General features: G+C 44.4%; 16 protein-coding genes. 12 read left to right on the top strand and 4 right to left on the bottom strand.

What is annotated here, in order from left to right; translation table 11 throughout:
• Positions 1-73: 73 nt before the first annotated feature.
• Positions 74-1,534 (bottom strand): PLP-dependent aminotransferase family protein, encoded by a 1,461-nt coding sequence (locus L1D15_RS01905; RefSeq protein WP_239874486.1) that lies wholly within the window; start codon positions 1,532-1,534, stop codon positions 74-76.
• Between the two features lie 86 nt (positions 1,535-1,620).
• On the opposite strand from L1D15_RS01905, the gene L1D15_RS01910 reads away from it, so the two are divergent.
• From L1D15_RS01910 to L1D15_RS01920, 3 genes are all read left to right on the top strand, one after another.
• Positions 1,621-2,532, top strand: a complete 912-nt coding sequence (locus L1D15_RS01910) for a DMT family transporter (RefSeq protein ID WP_239874487.1) — start codon at positions 1,621-1,623, stop codon at positions 2,530-2,532.
• Between the two features lie 65 nt (positions 2,533-2,597).
• Positions 2,598-2,873, top strand: a complete 276-nt coding sequence (locus L1D15_RS01915) for a hypothetical protein (protein ID WP_239863827.1) — start codon at positions 2,598-2,600, stop codon at positions 2,871-2,873.
• Between the two features lie 72 nt (positions 2,874-2,945).
• Positions 2,946-3,728 (top strand): transporter substrate-binding domain-containing protein, encoded by a 783-nt coding sequence (locus tag L1D15_RS01920; protein ID WP_239874488.1) that lies wholly within the window; start codon positions 2,946-2,948, stop codon positions 3,726-3,728.
• 34 nt (positions 3,729-3,762) lie between these two features.
• Here L1D15_RS01920 and L1D15_RS01925 read toward each other — a convergent pair whose 3' ends face one another.
• Positions 3,763-4,311 carry a hypothetical protein gene (locus tag L1D15_RS01925; RefSeq protein WP_239874489.1) on the bottom strand — a complete coding sequence of 183 codons (549 nt, stop codon included), beginning with the start codon at positions 4,309-4,311 and terminating at the stop codon, positions 3,763-3,765.
• Positions 4,312-4,599: 288 nt separating this feature from the next.
• Between L1D15_RS01925 and L1D15_RS01930 the strand changes: the two genes are divergently transcribed.
• Both L1D15_RS01930 and L1D15_RS01935 read left to right on the top strand, forming a co-directional pair.
• Positions 4,600-6,882: an ATP-binding protein gene (locus tag L1D15_RS01930; RefSeq protein ID WP_239874490.1), complete on the top strand. Its 2,283-nt coding sequence runs from the start codon at positions 4,600-4,602 to the stop codon at positions 6,880-6,882.
• A 52-nt stretch (positions 6,883-6,934) separates the two neighbouring features.
• On the top strand, positions 6,935-7,564 hold the full coding sequence (locus tag L1D15_RS01935) for a UDP binding domain-containing protein (protein ID WP_275658272.1): 630 nt from the start codon (positions 6,935-6,937) through the stop codon (positions 7,562-7,564).
• A gap of 31 nt (positions 7,565-7,595) precedes the next feature.
• Here the strand turns inward: L1D15_RS01935 and L1D15_RS01940 are convergent, their stop codons facing one another.
• Both L1D15_RS01940 and L1D15_RS01945 read right to left on the bottom strand, forming a co-directional pair.
• Positions 7,596-8,057, bottom strand: coding sequence for an RDD family protein (locus L1D15_RS01940; protein ID WP_239863834.1), 462 nt, complete (start codon positions 8,055-8,057; stop codon positions 7,596-7,598).
• Positions 8,058-8,274: 217 nt separating this feature from the next.
• Positions 8,275-8,538, bottom strand: coding sequence for a DUF3012 domain-containing protein (locus tag L1D15_RS01945; RefSeq protein WP_239874491.1), 264 nt, complete (start codon positions 8,536-8,538; stop codon positions 8,275-8,277).
• A gap of 294 nt (positions 8,539-8,832) precedes the next feature.
• On the opposite strand from L1D15_RS01945, the gene rbsD reads away from it, so the two are divergent.
• The 7 genes from rbsD (at position 8,833) to L1D15_RS01980 (ending at position 16,501) form a co-directional block, all read left to right on the top strand.
• Entirely contained in the window at positions 8,833-9,252 is a 420-nt protein-coding gene (rbsD, locus tag L1D15_RS01950; RefSeq protein WP_239863835.1) for a D-ribose pyranase, read from the top strand.
• Between the two features lie 24 nt (positions 9,253-9,276).
• Complete coding sequence (rbsA, locus tag L1D15_RS01955; RefSeq protein ID WP_239863836.1) at positions 9,277-10,782, top strand: ribose ABC transporter ATP-binding protein RbsA; 1,506 nt, start codon at positions 9,277-9,279, stop codon at positions 10,780-10,782.
• Positions 10,779-11,762 carry a ribose ABC transporter permease gene (rbsC, locus tag L1D15_RS01960; RefSeq protein ID WP_239874492.1) on the top strand — a complete coding sequence of 328 codons (984 nt, stop codon included), beginning with the start codon at positions 10,779-10,781 and terminating at the stop codon, positions 11,760-11,762. Before rbsA ends, rbsC begins: the two co-directional genes overlap by 4 nt.
• Before the next feature lie 58 nt (positions 11,763-11,820).
• Positions 11,821-12,699: a ribose ABC transporter substrate-binding protein RbsB gene (rbsB, locus tag L1D15_RS01965; protein ID WP_239835369.1), complete on the top strand. Its 879-nt coding sequence runs from the start codon at positions 11,821-11,823 to the stop codon at positions 12,697-12,699.
• A gap of 136 nt (positions 12,700-12,835) precedes the next feature.
• Complete coding sequence (gene rbsK, locus L1D15_RS01970; protein WP_239874493.1) at positions 12,836-13,756, top strand: ribokinase; 921 nt, start codon at positions 12,836-12,838, stop codon at positions 13,754-13,756.
• Positions 13,757-13,778: 22 nt separating this feature from the next.
• The gene (locus tag L1D15_RS01975) at positions 13,779-14,783 is read left to right on the top strand and encodes a substrate-binding domain-containing protein (protein ID WP_239874494.1); all 1,005 of its coding nucleotides are present in this window, start codon (positions 13,779-13,781) and stop codon (positions 14,781-14,783) included.
• 167 nt (positions 14,784-14,950) lie between these two features.
• On the top strand, positions 14,951-16,501 hold the full coding sequence (locus L1D15_RS01980) for a response regulator (protein WP_239874495.1): 1,551 nt from the start codon (positions 14,951-14,953) through the stop codon (positions 16,499-16,501).
• The last annotated feature ends 10 nt before the right edge of the window (positions 16,502-16,511 follow it).

Consider the following 16,511-nt stretch of genomic DNA (forward strand, 5'->3'; position numbering starts at 1 on the left):
GTTTGTCCTTGTGATGAATAGGCTTGTATGTCGTTTCAATATACGAGAGAGATAACTAAATTTAAATGTTTGATCAGAGGTTTATTGCTGTTTCTTTTTCACTGTGACGGGTGAACTGTTGATAGACCAGCTTTGCGAAAAGTTCGAGACCTCGCTGCCATACTAAGTTATCTTCAAAATTGGCGCAGCTTAAGCGAATGCAATGGCTAAACTGACCTTCCGTGGCAAAGACCGTGCCGGGTAAGATGCTGATTCGGTGCTTCTTACATTGCTGATAAAGTTCAAAACTGTTTACCGACTTTGGTAAAGCCAACCAAACTAGAAAAGAGCCTTGAGGCTGGGAAAGATGATAGTGGTTTTTCAGTTCAGAGTATTGATTTAATGCCTCTGTAAGCTGCTGGCTGAAACGCCGTGTGTTGTGTTGATAGATGCGTTTCATTTTATTAGTGTGCTGACGATATTTACCACTAGAGAGAAATTCTCCTACCGCGGATTGCATCAAATTAAGGCTACCCATGTTATCGCAGATCAGATACTTCTCAATTGCAGAGTGATATTGACCCGCAAGAATCCAGCCAATTCGCAAGCGAGAATCTAATACTTTCGATAGTGAATTTACGTAGATGACACGATCTTGAGTATCGAGTGTCTTTAAAGGGGGGATTCCATCATCGAAGGTAAGTGCGCCAAACACATCGTCCTCGATAATTGGAATATCCCGAGAAACTTTGAGTAGCTCTAATCGTCTTTCTTCTGGGATCCGAGAGCCAGTTGGGTTAGCAAAGTTGGGGGTGATAAGAATCACTGCGATAGGCCATTCTTGTATTGCATTGGCTAACGCTTGTGGATCCATTCCGTGGCGGATACAGCTAGGAACTTCAACGACTTGCAACCCAAGAGATTCCATTAAAAGTAAGTTGCCAAAATAGCAGGGAGACTCTACAGCTACAATATCTCCAGGTTTAGTCAAGGCTCGTAGAGCAAGGCTGATAGCTTGCTGGGCACCGTGCGTAATGGCAATGTCATCCAAGCTGGTTTCTACTCCGAGGTCGCGGCTGATTCTAGATAGTTGTTTAATCAGTTTCTTGTTGCCCGGCGGTAATTGATAGTGGCTGGGCATATGGCTCTGTATTCGGCTGTGGCGACCGATTTCGGCATAAAGTGTTTTGATCGCTGGCGCGTTAATGTTTGGATGAGCTGAGCCCGTTGGTAAAAGTTCTTTTTCCTCCGGATAGCTAAGTATCTCTCTGGAAACGGACAGTAAGTCGACTGATTGCGGTTGGTGTCGCTGTGTTTGCGTTGAGCGCAAGGCTTTAACACGATAACCAGACTTTGGTACAGCATAAATGAGTTCAGCGGCTTCCATCTCCTGATAAGCACGAATCACGGTATTTTTGCTGACATTGAGATCTGCACCCAACTGTCGGATAGAGGGAAGCTTGTCATCGGGTTGATATACACCTTTGCTAATTGCCAGCCGTATATGCTGTTCCACTTGTGTGAACTTCTTGTCGGTTTGAAAATCTGTACCCATTTAAAATTCCTAATCTGTGTCTTTTTGTATTTTCTGTCCCTTATTAAAGTAGCGCTAATTAAAGTGTAAGAGCCAGAGGAAATCACATGTTGGTGAAGTTGATCCCGTTTGTATTTGTCGTGCTTTGGGCATCGGGCTTTGTTGGAGCAAGATTTGGCTTGCAGTACGCAGAACCGGCGACATTATTGACGCTACGTATGTTGGCAAATGTTGGATTCTTTTGGTTACTGGTTACCTTGCTTCGACGGTCCATACCGAAGGGAAAGTTATTCTGGCACAGCTGTATGGTCGGTGTTTTGATTCATGGTTTTTATTTGGGTGGCACTTATATAGCAATAAAACTCGGTATGCCGGCTGGTTTGAGTTCATTGTTAGTAGGAATACAACCCATATTAACTGCGGTATTACTGGTCGTCTTCCAGCGGGAGTACTTCAAGCTTTCGCAGTGGTTTGGTTTAGCCTTGGGATTCGTTGGTATTAGCCTTGTACTGATAGGCAAAACCCAATGGCAAGATGAAACCCATAAGGTGGTGGCAATTGGCTTGTGTATTCTCTCTTTAGTTGGTATTACGCTAGGTACTCTTTATCAGAAGCGTTTCTGTCAAGGTGTCGATATGGTGGGTAGCGCTTTGATTCAGTATTTAGCAGCGGGATGTGTATTTCTGCCTTATGCGATGAGCTTTGAAACTATGCAGGTTAACTGGACGCTTGAATTCATTCTAACGTTAGTATGGTTGGTGGTCGTACTCTCTTGCGTCGCCATATTATTGTTGCTCTATATGGTGGAAAATGGCGCATCTTCAAAGGTTGCATCGGTGTTTTACCTTGTACCACCGATGACAGCAATACAAGCATGGTTCATTTTTGATGAGTCGTTTGATCGCTTGGCCATGTTAGGGTTTGCGCTAGCAGCTCTCGCTGTTTATCTCGTTGTTAAAGTGCCCAAACATCAATGCCCGAGTAAGCCGCGTTCAAATATGGCAACCAGTAATTCTTAGTGGGTATTGGCAGCCCTTTCTCGAACTTTATAATGCCTGTTTCAGAATGACCACCATGACAAGCTATGAATCAAAAGCCAGATAGAGTGAGTGCTATGCTTGCTATCATAGAACAAGTGAAGCAGGAACTACCCATTTACGCTCCAGAGACATTTATTTGCGGCTCAAAGGGGAATTGTGTGGGTTGCCCTAAAAAATTGTTAGAGTTGCTAGATTCCGAACTGTGTTATTGGGAGTCTGCGATAGCCCGAGGTATTATTCCACAATTCGATGAAATTCGTCGTTTCGGCAAAATGTGTACTGGCGTTCGTCGCGGGTTGAAGCGTAGCGGCTTACTTTAATTGCTCTATTTTCTTTAGAACTCCCATTTGGTGGACTAAATTTATAAAGTACTCACTAGCGGGAAGTTTGTCATGAAGCGAATAATTTCTCTTCAGTCACTAATTATTGCGTGGTCAATATTCTTTTCTTCGGTCTCTGTCTCCGGTTCAACAGATGACCTACGCGAGCTTTCTTATTTCACCGAATCTTATCCTCCTGCAAACTATATTGAAAATGATCAGATTACAGGATATGCGGTCGAAATTCTGCGTGCAGCAAGCAAAATGGTAGGCGAAGAAGTTGAGTTGTCACAAGTGACTTTACAGCCTTGGGCTCGTTCCTATAGAACTGTCCTAACGCGGGATGATTCAGTGTTATTTTCTACCACTCGCTCCGAGCATCGAGAGCCTTTATTTCATTGGGTTGGACCAATAGCAGAGATACAGATTGTCGTGATGGCTCGTAAAGACGCCGGTATTAGCATCGATAAACCGATGGATATGGCGAATTATCGCATTGGCGTTATTAGGGATGATATTGGGGAGCAGACATTGCTAGCCATGGGGCTACCTAGAAATTCGATGCAAGAAGCCAATTATGTCACCACCTTAGCAGAACAACTGATGAAAAAGCGGATTGATCTTTTCGTATATGCGCATCGTGCAGCCATATGGTGGGCTAAGCAGGCAAATGTGGATCCTGATCTCTTTGAGTCAGTGTATGTGGTCAGAGAGGGGCAGGTCTATTTCGCATTTAATGTAGATGTAAAGCCAGAAGTCATTGCTAAATTGCAGAAGGGTATGGATATGCTCAAAAGCACGAAAGGAGAGTCTGGTCAGTCTTTGTATCGAGAAATTATGGAAAAATATGAATAACAAAAATGCAGCTATTTAGCTGCATTTTGAGATTTTAGACTTTAGCTTTTTTTACGAAATACGGATTGTCGAATTTCTTTTCCGGGCCAAGCTCTGATTTGACCAATCGGTTCCAAAGTGCTTTATCGAAGCCACCTTTAGGGATGGACGGATATAATGTTTCTTCCTCTTCACGAGCGTAGCGTAGAAATTCCTTTTTCTTAATTTGGTTGTATTTGCGTGCCACGTGGTTATGTTTAGAAATCCATTCGAGTTTAAATTGGAGTAATGCAGGCTCGGCTTCTTCGATAGGCATACGTGTTAAATAAATACGTTTGTAGGAAACTTTCCTGTCCACCATGGTTCTCATCGCTGTCTGGATATACTTGCCATGATTGGTAATCGAAATGTCTTCTTTGTCGAACAGACTTACACTCCAGCCTGTCGGAAAAAAATTAGGCTTACGATATTGCTTATTCCGTGTTTCTATCGCCTGATGTAGCACCAAATCCGAAGTGCCATTAAATGTTTGCTGCCATTTGGCTATGCGAATTTGAGTCGCGGTCGGCAAACGATAGATATGAGTAAACTTATCTTGGTCCATAAATGAATACACTAATTGCTTCTAGTTTATGAGAAAGCCTATTTCAAAGGTAAATGAACTGAGTGGAGCTTCGAAATAGGGAAGAGTGAGATGAGGTATGCACCCACAACAGCGATAGTTTAGTGAAATCTTAAACAGGCTGCCACACTTTATTGGTCAATTTTTGGTAAAGACCTGTTACGGCTTAAATGTGCGTTTTGAAAATTATAACCCTTAGGTATCAGTGTGGAACGTCATTGACTACGCTACGCTTACTGGTAAGTAGGGAATATAACTCTAAAGGTAAGTATGGCTGGGACAGACTTTATGTCTCTTCTGTGGTTGCTAGTTTGCACGTGTATCGCCTTTTTCATGCAAGCTGGTTTTACTCTGATAGAAACAGGCTGTGTTCGTGCGAAAAACTCTGTTAATGTCGCAATGAAGAACATGGCTGACTTCCTAGTCGTGTCTGTGGTTTATGTGCTGGTCGGTTTTCATTTAGCTCAAGGTCGCTCACTACTGTCATTCGATACTTTCCCACTTGCGGCTGATGATTTACCTGTTGTGATGTTTAATCTGATGTTTGTTGCAACAGCGGCCACTATTGTCTCTGGTTGTGTTGCGGAGCGGATGAGTTTTCGCGGCTACATTTATGCTTCTGCGTTTATAGGTATTCTCACTTATCCGGTAGTGTCGTATTGGACGTGGAATCCAAACTCTTGGCTTTATACATTAGGTTTTCAGGACTTTGCTGGCGGTGCTACTGTTCACGTTGTGGGTGGAATGATTGGTTTAGTCGGTACTATGATCATTGGCCCTCGTAAAGACCGGTTTATTAGCCCTCAACAAGTCAATGAAATCCCATCCTATAACCATACGTTAGTCACAATAGGCGTATTTCTTATGGTATTTGCATGGTTAGGGTTCAATGGAGGAAGTTTCTACCAGTTTGACGCCCGTGTGCCAGTGGTACTGTTTAACACCCTGCTATGCGGTGCCGTTGCAGGGTTTGTGACGCTTATGCTTGTTCATCGGTCTCAGCATGTCCCTGTTTTTGTTACTTTGAATAGTGTTTTAGGCGGCTTAGTCATCGTGACAGCAGGCGCAAATATCTTAAGTACTTTCGAGGTGGTTCTGCTCGGAATATTGGCATCCTTCACCGTTTATTACGGAGAAAGAATACTTGTCGCCTTGCGTATTGACGATCCCGTTGGTGCTATTCCTGTCCACCTTTTCTGTGGCATGTTAGGTGTCCTTTATACAGGGTACTCATTGAGCCTAACTCAAAATGGTGATCTATTGTGGGATGTGGCGGTGCAAGTTATTGGTCTATTGGCCATTTTGCTTTGGGCTGGTGCGAATTCCTATTTATGCTTCCGGCTATTGAAATGCTTCCATCTTGATAGAGTCTCTCCTGAAGATGAACAGTTGGGTTTGAATGTCACTGAACACGGGGTTCAAATGAGTTGGCTGGAGACCTTAAGAGTGATTGAAGACATTAGCCGAGATGGTGATTACTCTAAGCGTGTCCCTGTTGAGTTTGGTACGGAAGCTGGAGATGTTGCCATTTCCTTTAATCGCTTGATGGACAGACTGGAAGCGAATATTGAAGTTTTACACCACGTAGCAAAAGGAAATCTTGATGATGTTGCCGTGGTTCCAAGTAGCGATAAAGATGTCATGGCTAATTCACTTCATTCGATGATCGTCAGCTTACGCTCTTTAATAGATGAAGTCGAAGATGAAATCGAAAATCAGGCGATGCAAATTGAAACCAGTGAACACTCCATTCAGACGCTGATTGAGAAGTTTAAGCGCACTCAAGACCAGCTGATGGAAGCGGAGAAAATGTCTGCTTTGACAGGAATGGTTGTCGGTGTTGCTCACGAGCTCAATACGCCGTTGGGTATTTCAGTCACAAGCCTTTCGGTACTCAGTGAGCAACTTGATGAAGTGGCCAAGAAGTTTGTTCAAAAAACCATCACGACGGAGGATTTGAATCGGTTCCTGACTGTGGCGAATGAGTGTGTTGAAATGGTTGTGAATAATGTCGAACGTTCTGTCGATTTGGTCAGCAAGCTGAAACAGATCAACCAAAAAATGACCACAGAGGAACCAAAACTGGTCGATTTAAAGCAGATGATTATCGATGCTGTACTCCATGTGAATGAGACACTCTTGGATAAATCCATTGACGTCGATATACAATGTGACGAGTCACTTCAGGTCTTTTTGCCGCCGATATCACTTCAGTGTGTGATTGAAGAGCTACTCAACAACAGTGCACTTCATGGCTTTAATGGTGAAGGGCTAAGTCATGAGCGGGTTATCATCGTTAATGCCAAAGAAATCAATGGCAAAATTAATATTGTAATTGAAGACAATGGCGTTGGGATCACACCCGAAAATCAAAAGAAAATCTTCCAACCTTTCTTTACTACGTTGAGAGCTAGAGGAGGGACTGGACTCGGTCTACACATGGTTTATAACATTTGTACACAAAAATTAGCGGGTGCGATTAATGTTCAAAGTGAAGTGAATAAAGGCACTCGGATTGCCCTTTCTCTGGATCCTCTGTCTGCTACTCAGTGAGTCAACGAACTATCATCAACTGTAAAAATACTGCCGCAAAACCTTAAGCGTCATGTCACGTTTGCTCAACAAACTGAACATCAGTGTGATAAACATTGGTGTGATGATGAAAGTAGCAATTTTTGGTTGTGGTTATGGCGGTTCATGTTTCCCGAAAGACATTCAGGCATTGATCAAAACCTCTGAAAGCTTTGGTTACAGTAGTGAGATTCTAAAAGCTGTAGAGAATGTGAATTTCTATCAGAAACGCAAGTTGTTTGATTTAGTGCAGGCCCATTTTGGTGGTAGAGAATATCTACGCAACAAGACATTCGCCTTGTGGGGGCTGGCTTTTAAGCCGCGTACCAATGATATGCGTGAAGCGCCTAGCCGTGTTTTGATGGAATCATTATGGGAAGCGGGCGCCAAGATTCAAGCTTTTGATCCCAAAGCAATGGAAGAGGCGCAACGAATTTATGGCACTCGCTCAGATTTGAGCTTGATGGGAACCAAAGAAGCGGCTTTGAGTGGGGCTGATGGGCTTATCATTTGCACCGAATGGCAGAATTTTAAAGCGCCGGACTTCGATTTCATTAAACAGGTGCTTAAGCAAGCAGTGATCTTTGATGGCCGAAACCTGTATGAGCCAGAACGCCTTTCGAGTCGAGGAATTCAATATTACTCTATAGGTCGTCCTGCGTAGCCAATGACAGAAGGGGGATTCCCCCTTCTGTTTAGCCAAGAAATTGTGTTTGTTTTACAGGTTCGGTTACTTTGCGCACGACAACCGTTTTGGCGATCAAGTCATGCCAACCTTGTTTCTTTCCATTAAAAGCAATCCAAATAAAACCGAGACAGAGTGGAATTGCACTGACGTAGTAAGCGAGATAACGAAGGAGTGACTTAGACAATGTCAGTCGGTGGCCTGTTTCTTCATCCAATACCTCCAGCTTGAGTGCCATTTTTCCCGGAGTTGCGGAGCGGTAGACCCAAAATGCGACAGTCGCAATGAGAGGGCAAACCCAATTGAGCACCAGATCCCAACCACCCAGCAGGAAATCATCTGAGCTCCAATAGAGTTCCCCATAAACCCAGTGCATAAGTGGTGTAATGAGGAGTAACAGTAGTATCGTGTCGATGATTGATGCCGCTAAGCGGATCCAAAAACCTGCGTATACCATGGATGTATTGTTCATTTTTTACCTTCTAGCCAGTTGCCGAGCCTAACGATAGATAGACTTGATGGTTTTATTGTCATTAATAGCAAAGGGAATGTATCAGAAGTTGAGGGAGAAGTATTCTCCCTACAATTAATCAGATACCCGCTGATAAACCTGTCTATTGAGCTATTGAGCTATTGAGCTATTGAGCTATTGAGTGGTCAAATACTCAGAAACAGATCGGTGAGTTCTGCTAAAGGATACAGTGCTTGGCGTAGCTGGTGGCTTCATTTGCAGTCCAGTCGCCTTTTGGTTTGTCTGATACGCTCTGACACCAAGCTTCACTGCCAACTGTATTCTGAAATACACAGTGCTTGGCAAAATCTAATGCCCCTTGTGCATTCCACTCACTTTTGGGCTTTTCTTGCATATTGTCACACCAATCTTGTGTGCCGACTTCGGCTTTGCAGGCGTTCAAAGCGAAACCAGTAGCAAGGATGACAATTAGTCTCTTCATTGTTTTTCTCTGTAATTTTGTTTGCGACACTATACCTAAAATCATAAACCAAGTGTGTAAATTACGAGTGATAAGTCGCACTTTAGATGCTTTCTAAACGTTAAATTCGGTGAATTAGGTCACTGTTTGGTGCTGTCAGAAACATCAATTAAAGATCCGTTTCACACTCTATGAATGAGACTCTCGCAAAAATGCCGGTAGAGCTTATGATTTCATCGAAACGTTTCGATGAGTTTTTTGTTAATAAAAGTTAAGGTTATTGCAGTTTGAACGTGCATTCGATAGGTCAATGAAATGAAAAAAAGTACCCTGATAAATTCTGAACTTTCCTACTTGGTCGCATCACTAGGCCATACTGATGAAATCACGATATGTGATGCTGGCCTGCCAATCCCAGAGCAAGTTCAGCGTCTAGACCTAGCCTTGACCCATGGGGTTCCGAGTTTTCTAGAAACGGTTCGAGTAATTCTTTCAGAATCACAGATTGAAGGGGTAGTGATTGCAGAAGAGTTTGCGTCTGTTAGTCCAACACACCATGAAGCTTTGATTTCGGAACTGCGTGTTGAAGAGGAAACGACAGGAAAAGCAATCACAGTGACTTATGTATCACATGAAGAATTCAAAACACGCACGCAACATAGCCGTGCTGTTGTCCGAACTGGTGAATGTACACCTTATGCGAACGTTATTTTTCAAGCGGGCGTTGTGTTTTAAGCCGTTTGAGACTGAGGACCAATTATGACTCAAGCTATCCTACAACTGAGCGAAATTGAGAAGGCATTTCCCGGTGTGAAAGCTCTGGATAAAGCCAGCCTGAACGTTTACTCCGGAAAAGTTATGGCTTTGATGGGAGAAAATGGCGCGGGTAAATCCACTTTGATGAAGGTGCTAACTGGGATCTACAGTAAAGATTCAGGCAGCATTCATTACCAAGGTCAACCAGCTGCGTTTAATGGCCCACGCGATTCACAGGAAGCTGGCATCAGTATCATTCACCAAGAGCTTAACCTGATCCCTGAATTGACCATCGCTGAAAACATTTTCCTTGGCCGAGAATGTACAGGCGTAATGGGGCGTATTCTGTGGGATAGGATGTACGCCGAAGCCGACAAGCTTTTAGCGAGGCTCAATGTTAAGCACAGCTCTAAACAATTGTTGGGTGAGCTCAGTCTCGGTGAGCAGCAAATGGTAGAAATTGCCAAAGCGCTGTCATTTGAATCTAAAGTCATCATTATGGATGAGCCAACGGATGCGCTAACCGATACAGAAACAGAGTCTCTGTTTAGCGTGATTCGCGAACTGCGTGAACAAGGCTGCGGCATTGTTTACATCTCTCACCGTTTGAAAGAGATCTTTGAAATCTGCGATGACATCACAGTGCTTCGTGACGGAAAGTTCATTGGAGAGTGCTCTGTAGCGTCTACCAACGAAGATGGACTGATTGAAATGATGGTTGGTCGTAAGCTAGATGAGCAATATCCACGTATTGACGTTCAACACGGTGACATCTGCCTTGAAGTGATTGGGCTAACGGGATCTGGCGTTCACGATGTCAGTTTTAAACTCCAGCGTGGTGAGATACTCGGTGTCTCGGGTTTGATGGGGGCTGGACGGACTGAGTTGATGAAAGTTATCTATGGCGCTCTACCCAGTGAACGCGGGGTAATCAATCTGAATAACAAAACCATCAACCCAGTGAGCCCACAAGATGGCCTTGCTAACGGTATCGCTTATATCTCTGAAGACCGTAAGGGTGACGGCTTAGTCTTAGGCTTGTCAGTAAAAGAGAACATGTCGCTTTGCTCTCTGGATAAGTTAACCAAAGGTGGTCGAATTCAGCATAGCGATGAAGTGGTTGCCGTAGAAGACTTCATCAAACTCTTCAACATCAAGACCCCAACTCGCGATCAGATCATTGGCAATCTATCTGGTGGTAACCAGCAGAAGGTGGCGATAGCGAAAGGTCTGATGACTAAACCTAAAGTACTGATCCTTGATGAGCCCACCCGTGGTGTCGATGTCGGTGCAAAGAAAGAAATTTACCAGCTCATCAACAAATTCAAAGCCGATGGCATGAGTATCATTCTGGTTTCTTCAGAAATGACGGAAGTCTTGGGAATGAGCGACCGCATCATCGTGATGCATGAAGGCCGCATTAGTGGTGAGTTTGATGCCAAAGACGCCGATCAGGAGAAGTTGTTGGCGTGTGCAGTAGGCAAAGAAATAAATGAGGAAGCAGCATGAGTACTAATACCATGAGCAAACCAAACGAAGCGGGCAGCAAGAAGCTGTTCAGCAAAGAGTGGCTGATTGAACAAAAGTCGCTCATTGCACTTATCTTCCTGATTGTTGTTGTATCGTTCCTTAACCCCAATTTTTTTACGGTCGATAACATTCTTAATATTCTGCGTCAGACCTCCGTAAACGCAATTATTGCAGTAGGTATGACGTTGGTTATCTTGACCGCAGGGATTGATCTGAGTGTCGGCTCGGTTCTGGCCTTATGTGGTGCCTTTGCCGCCAGTTTGATCGCTTTGGAAGTGCCTGTATTGGTCGCGGTTCCAACAGCCTTGTTTGCTGGAGCGGCACTGGGTGCGATCAGCGGTATCATCATCGCCAAAGGCAAGGTGCAAGCGTTTATCGCAACACTGGTAACCATGACCTTGTTGCGTGGCGTCACTATGGTTTACACCGATGGTCGTCCAATTTCGACAGGCTTTACCGATACCGCTGATGCTTTCGCATGGTTTGGTACAGGTTACGCTTTGGGCATTCCGGTTCCAGTATGGTTGATGGTCATCGTTTTCGCTGCGGCCTGGTACCTACTTAACCACACGCGCTTTGGCCGCTATGTGTATGCATTAGGTGGTAACGAATCTGCGACACGCCTATCTGGCATCAACGTTGATCGCGTTAAGGTTGGTGTTTACGCTATATGTGGCCTGTTGTCTGCACTGGCAGGCATCATTATCACATCTCGTCTTTCTTCTGCTCAGCCGACGGCTGGTATGGGCTATGAACTGGATGCCATCGCAGCCGTTGTACTCGGTGGTACTAGTCTGATGGGCGGTAAGGGCCGAATCATGGGTACATTAATTGGTGCGCTCATCATCGGCTTCCTCAACAACGCTCTGAACTTGCTCGACGTTTCATCTTACTACCAGATGATCGCTAAAGCTGTGGTTATTCTGCTGGCTGTACTGGTCGACAACAAGAACAAGTAATTCATAAAAAGGCTTGGAGGTAAGTACTCCGAGCCACCCTACACAAGGACTAAACACAATGAAAAAACTCGCAACTCTTATCTCTGCTGCACTTCTTTCATCCACCGTTTCTGTTTCGGCGCAAGCGCAGGATACGATGGCTATCGTACTGTCAACGCTAAATAACCCTTTCTTCGTTACGATGAAAGATGGTGCTGAAGCGAAAGCGAAAGAGCTGGGCTATGACCTGATTGTTCTTGATTCACAAAATGACCCAAGCAAAGAGCTATCAAATGTGGAAGATCTCACGGTACGTGGCGTGAAGGCAATTCTGATTAACCCGACAGACTCTGATGCCGTTTCCAATGCAATTCGCATGGCTAACCGCTCAAAGATCCCTGTATTGACACTAGACCGTGGTGCAAGTCGTGGTGATGTCGTTAGCCATATTGCTTCTGATAATGTGATTGGTGGTGAAATGGCAGGTCACTTCATCATGGAAAAAGTGGGTGAAAAAGCAAAAGTGATCCAGTTAGAAGGTATTGCGGGTACATCAGCTGCGCGTGAACGTGGTGAAGGCTTTATGAACGCAGTGAAAGGCAGTGAGATGGAGCTGCTGGCCAGCCAGCCTGCTGACTTTGACCGCACCAAAGGCCTAAATGTAATGGAAAACCTCTTGGCTGCTAACCCAAATGTGCAAGCTGTTTTTGCTCAGAACGATGAAATGGCACTGGGTGCTTTACGTGCTGTTCAAGCATCAGGTAAAGACGTGATGATTGTTGGTTTTGATGGCACTGAAGATGGTATTGCAGCAGTGAATCGCGGCAAACTGGCGGCAACAGTCGCACAACAGCCAGATCTGATTGGCTCACTGGGGATCGAAGCTGCAGACAAAGTACTGAAAGGTCAGGCTGTAGAAGAGTACATCCCAGTACCACTTAAAGTGATTGCCAAGTAATCGTTATTTTGCCCTTTTCTCCATTTTCAACCTGTCGTTTCGGGGAAGAGGGTAAATAAGCTTGCGCTTTTGCGAGAGTGCAAACTTATTATTCCCGTTCCAAATTATAAGGTTCAATTGAACCGAGGATAACCGTATGAATAAGTTAGTGGTATTAGGTAGTGTTAACGCTGACCATGTTCTCCAAGTGCCTTCTTTTCCTCGCCCGGGCGAGACGTTACATGGTCGCAATTATCAAGTTATCCCTGGTGGTAAAGGGGCAAACCAAGCCGTAGCGGCTGCCCGATTAAACGCAGATACTGGATTTATCGCCTGTGTTGGTGATGATGCGTTTGGTATCAACATTCGTGAAAACTTCAAAATGGACAACATCAACATTGCTGGCGTCAAAATGCAGCCAAATTGTCCGACTGGAATTGCCATGATTCAGGTAGCTGAAAGCGGTGAGAACAGTATTTGTATTTCTGCAGAGGCGAATGCGAAGTTGACTGACGACGTGATTGAAGTTGATCTAGAGCGAATCCGTCAGGCCAACTATCTTCTTATGCAGTTGGAAACGCCGATGTGTGGCATTGAAAAAGCCGCGAAAGTCGCGAAAGCGTCTAGAACTAACGTCATCCTTAACCCAGCGCCTGCGCGTGAGTTATCGGATGAGCTGCTTGCTTGTATTGATGTGATTACCCCAAATGAGACTGAAGCAGAAGTGCTTACTGGTGTGACGGTTATCGATAACGAGTCAGCCCAAGAAGCAGCAAATGCACTTCACCGTAAAGGTATAGAAATCGTATTGATCACGCTCGGGGCTAAAGGAGTATGGCTAAGTCAGAATGGCAGTGGTGAACTAATCCTAGGCTTCAGAGTTGAAGCAACAGACACAACCGCTGCAGGCGATACCTTTAATGGGGCCTTAGTCACTGGTTTATTGGAAGATTTACCACTAGAATCGGCGATAAAGTTTGCTCACGCTGCTGCGGCCATTTCCGTCACACGTTTTGGCGCACAGACTTCAATCCCTAGTCGAGCTGAAGTTGACGCTTTTCTGGAGCAATACAGTTAGTCAAAGATAAGGAGATAATTACATGGCTACAATGAAAGATATTGCCCGGCTCGCCGGTGTTTCCACTTCAACTGTCAGTCATGTCATTAATAAATCTCGTTATGTGAGTGAAGAAATCTCTGAGCGGGTGAACAAAGCTGCTCAGGAACTCAACTATACGCCTTCCGCGCTTGCACGTAGCCTTAAGATGAATCGTACCAAAACCATTGGTATGCTCGTGACCACTTCGACGAACCCCTTCTTTGGTGAGGTCGTGAAAGGGGTTGAACGTAGTTGCTATCAGCAAGGGTATAATTTGATCCTTTGTAATACTGAAGGGGATAACGAACGCATGCGTGAGTCGATCAACACCTTATTACAAAAGCGTGTAGATGGCTTAATTTTGATGTGTTCATCATTGGAAGGTGAACGTATCGATGTCTTCGAAAAGTACCCTGATATTCCTGTTGTTGTCATGGACTGGGGACCGATGTTATTTACCAGTGATAAAATTCAGGACAACTCGCTACGCGGTGGCTACATGGCTGCTAAGCATTTGATTGAAGCTGGTCATAAAGAAATAGGTTGTATAACCGGTCCTTTGGTTAAACACCAAGCACAAATGCGTTACGAAGGTTATAAACGTGCGTTAATTGAAGCGAGCTTAGAATTTAATCCAAATTGGATTATTGAAGCTGACTTTGAATGTGAAGGCGGCCATGAGGCCTTTATTAAAATGCATGCCAAAGGCCCGCTTCCAAGCTCTATATTTGTGTGTAATGACATGATGGCAATGGGGGTGATCAATGCGGCTAATGAAAAGGGGATTCGTATTCCTCAAGACCTTTCTATTGTCGGTTACGACGACATTCAAATTTCTAAGTTCATGACACCAGCGTTAACTACCATCCATCAACCTAAATATCGATTAGGTAAAGCAGCCGTTGAAGCATTGCTTAAAAAACTCGATGGTGGCGAAACAGAGCCACAAGTCGTTCAACTAGAACCTACACTCATTGAGCGTAAAACTGTATATCAAATTCAGTAAATGAAAATAGTGGCCACCCGAGCTATCTGATGTTCAAATTTGCTGAGTTATCAAAAACCTGAGCCTACCAACAAAAAAGCAACGGTTTGATTTACTAGGTAAGCCTTTTCTATAAGTTTGTGCTAAACCTTAAGTTAGAGAAATGTAATTAAGGGGTTAGACAAGAAATGGAATTGTTTGCGGACCATCGACAGTCAGAACAGCCTGAAATCAGTGAAGATAACCGTGCTGCTGAGCGTTTGGCTCCACCGTGGAAAGTGCTTCTCATTGATGATGATGAGCAAATGCATCAGGTGACGAAACTGGCTCTGTCAGATTTTGAGTTTGAGGGCAGGTATCTCGATCTCATCTCTGCCTATTCCGCAGCAGAAGCGAAAGACATTTTCCGAGAATCTGATGATATCGCACTTGCTCTTGTCGACGTGGTGATGGAAACAGAACATGCGGGCTTGGAATTAGTCAAATATGTTCGTGAAGAGCTAGGTAATGGCTTGGTTCGCCTTGTTTTGCGAACAGGGCAGGCAGGGCAAGCACCGGAAGATACGGTGATTCGTGAATATGAAATCGATGATTACAAAGAAAAAACCGAACTGACGACACAAAAGCTGAAGACCTTACTTTACTCTATGCTTCGCTCTTATCGGGATTTGTGTCTGATTGAGCAGCAAAAAAAAGGCTTAAGCAAGGTGATAGAAGCTTCAGCCTATGTTCAAAACACCAATACTTTGCAAGCTTATGCGACTTCAGTGTTGGAGCAACTGACCTCATTACTCAAGCTGGATCAATCTGCTCTTTACTGCATTGTGCAACCAAGACCGAATGGTGAAGAATCACGTGCTTTAACACTTGCTGCCACGGGGAGTTTCGTCGATTACTACAGTGAATGCGCCTTTGAAAAGTTACCAGAAGTAGTGGCAGAACGATGCAAGCGGGTTTTTGAGGGGCAGAAGTCTGAGAATTTTGGTGATGCCTATGTGCTCTATACGCATGACGATCAGGGTGTCGATTGCATCTTATATGTGAATGTCAGCAGAGAGTTGACCGAGCTGGATATGCAGTTGCTTGAAATCTACATGCAGAACATAGGGCTGACTTTTGAGAATCTCAGTTTGATGCTTGATATCCGTGAAACGTCCAAAGAGTTGGTTTACAACTTAGCAAATGCGGTGGAAGCGCGCAGTAAAGAGACAGGTGCCCACGTGCAACGTGTTTCTCTTTTCAGTGAAAAGTTGGCCTTGCTATATGGTTTAAGTGAGTATGATGCTTCAATGATTAAACATGCCTCACCTCTGCATGATGTGGGTAAAGTTGCGGTTCCGGATTCTATTCTGCATAAGCCCGGAAAACTTAATGCAGAAGAGTGGGAGATCATGAAAAAGCACGTCGATTATGGTGTGGATATTCTCAGTAAGTCAAAGCGTCGACTGATTACTGTTGCTAAGGAAATTGCAGGCTATCACCATGAAAAGTGGGATGGCACTGGGTACCCAAATGGTTTGTCTGGCTTAGATATCCCGGTCACCGGAAGAATTACGGCATTAGCTGACGTGTTTGATGCATTAGGGTCTAAACGCAGCTACAAAGAACCATGGAGTGATGAAGATATTATGGTCGAACTGGTGGCGCAAAAGGGCAAGCATTTCGAACCAGAGCTGGTTGAATTACTTGTTCAGCACTGGGATGAATTCATCGAAATCCGTAATTCGCTTCCTGACTAAAGCGCTACTT

The organism is Vibrio sp. Isolate25, from assembly GCF_022398025.1.
Taxonomy (GTDB): domain Bacteria; phylum Pseudomonadota; class Gammaproteobacteria; order Enterobacterales; family Vibrionaceae; genus Vibrio; species Vibrio coralliilyticus_A.

What these genes read in the sequence shown, in the direction of transcription:
- L1D15_RS01905 (WP_239874486.1), bottom strand. Translation starts at nt 1,534, where the DNA reads ATGGGTACAGATTTTCAAACCGACAAGAAGTTCACACAAGTGGAACAG.
- L1D15_RS01910 (WP_239874487.1), top strand. Translation starts at nt 1,621, where the DNA reads ATGTTGGTGAAGTTGATCCCGTTTGTATTTGTCGTGCTTTGGGCATCG.
- L1D15_RS01915 (WP_239863827.1), top strand. Translation starts at nt 2,598, where the DNA reads ATGAATCAAAAGCCAGATAGAGTGAGTGCTATGCTTGCTATCATAGAA.
- L1D15_RS01920 (WP_239874488.1), top strand. Translation starts at nt 2,946, where the DNA reads ATGAAGCGAATAATTTCTCTTCAGTCACTAATTATTGCGTGGTCAATA.
- L1D15_RS01925 (WP_239874489.1), bottom strand. Translation starts at nt 4,311, where the DNA reads ATGGACCAAGATAAGTTTACTCATATCTATCGTTTGCCGACCGCGACT.
- L1D15_RS01930 (WP_239874490.1), top strand. Translation starts at nt 4,600, where the DNA reads ATGGCTGGGACAGACTTTATGTCTCTTCTGTGGTTGCTAGTTTGCACG.
- L1D15_RS01935 (WP_275658272.1), top strand. Translation starts at nt 6,935, where the DNA reads ATGTCACGTTTGCTCAACAAACTGAACATCAGTGTGATAAACATTGGT.
- L1D15_RS01940 (WP_239863834.1), bottom strand. Translation starts at nt 8,057, where the DNA reads ATGAACAATACATCCATGGTATACGCAGGTTTTTGGATCCGCTTAGCG.
- L1D15_RS01945 (WP_239874491.1), bottom strand. Translation starts at nt 8,538, where the DNA reads ATGAAGAGACTAATTGTCATCCTTGCTACTGGTTTCGCTTTGAACGCC.
- rbsD (WP_239863835.1), top strand. Translation starts at nt 8,833, where the DNA reads ATGAAAAAAAGTACCCTGATAAATTCTGAACTTTCCTACTTGGTCGCA.
- rbsA (WP_239863836.1), top strand. Translation starts at nt 9,277, where the DNA reads ATGACTCAAGCTATCCTACAACTGAGCGAAATTGAGAAGGCATTTCCC.
- rbsC (WP_239874492.1), top strand. Translation starts at nt 10,779, where the DNA reads ATGAGTACTAATACCATGAGCAAACCAAACGAAGCGGGCAGCAAGAAG.
- rbsB (WP_239835369.1), top strand. Translation starts at nt 11,821, where the DNA reads ATGAAAAAACTCGCAACTCTTATCTCTGCTGCACTTCTTTCATCCACC.
- rbsK (WP_239874493.1), top strand. Translation starts at nt 12,836, where the DNA reads ATGAATAAGTTAGTGGTATTAGGTAGTGTTAACGCTGACCATGTTCTC.
- L1D15_RS01975 (WP_239874494.1), top strand. Translation starts at nt 13,779, where the DNA reads ATGGCTACAATGAAAGATATTGCCCGGCTCGCCGGTGTTTCCACTTCA.
- L1D15_RS01980 (WP_239874495.1), top strand. Translation starts at nt 14,951, where the DNA reads ATGGAATTGTTTGCGGACCATCGACAGTCAGAACAGCCTGAAATCAGT.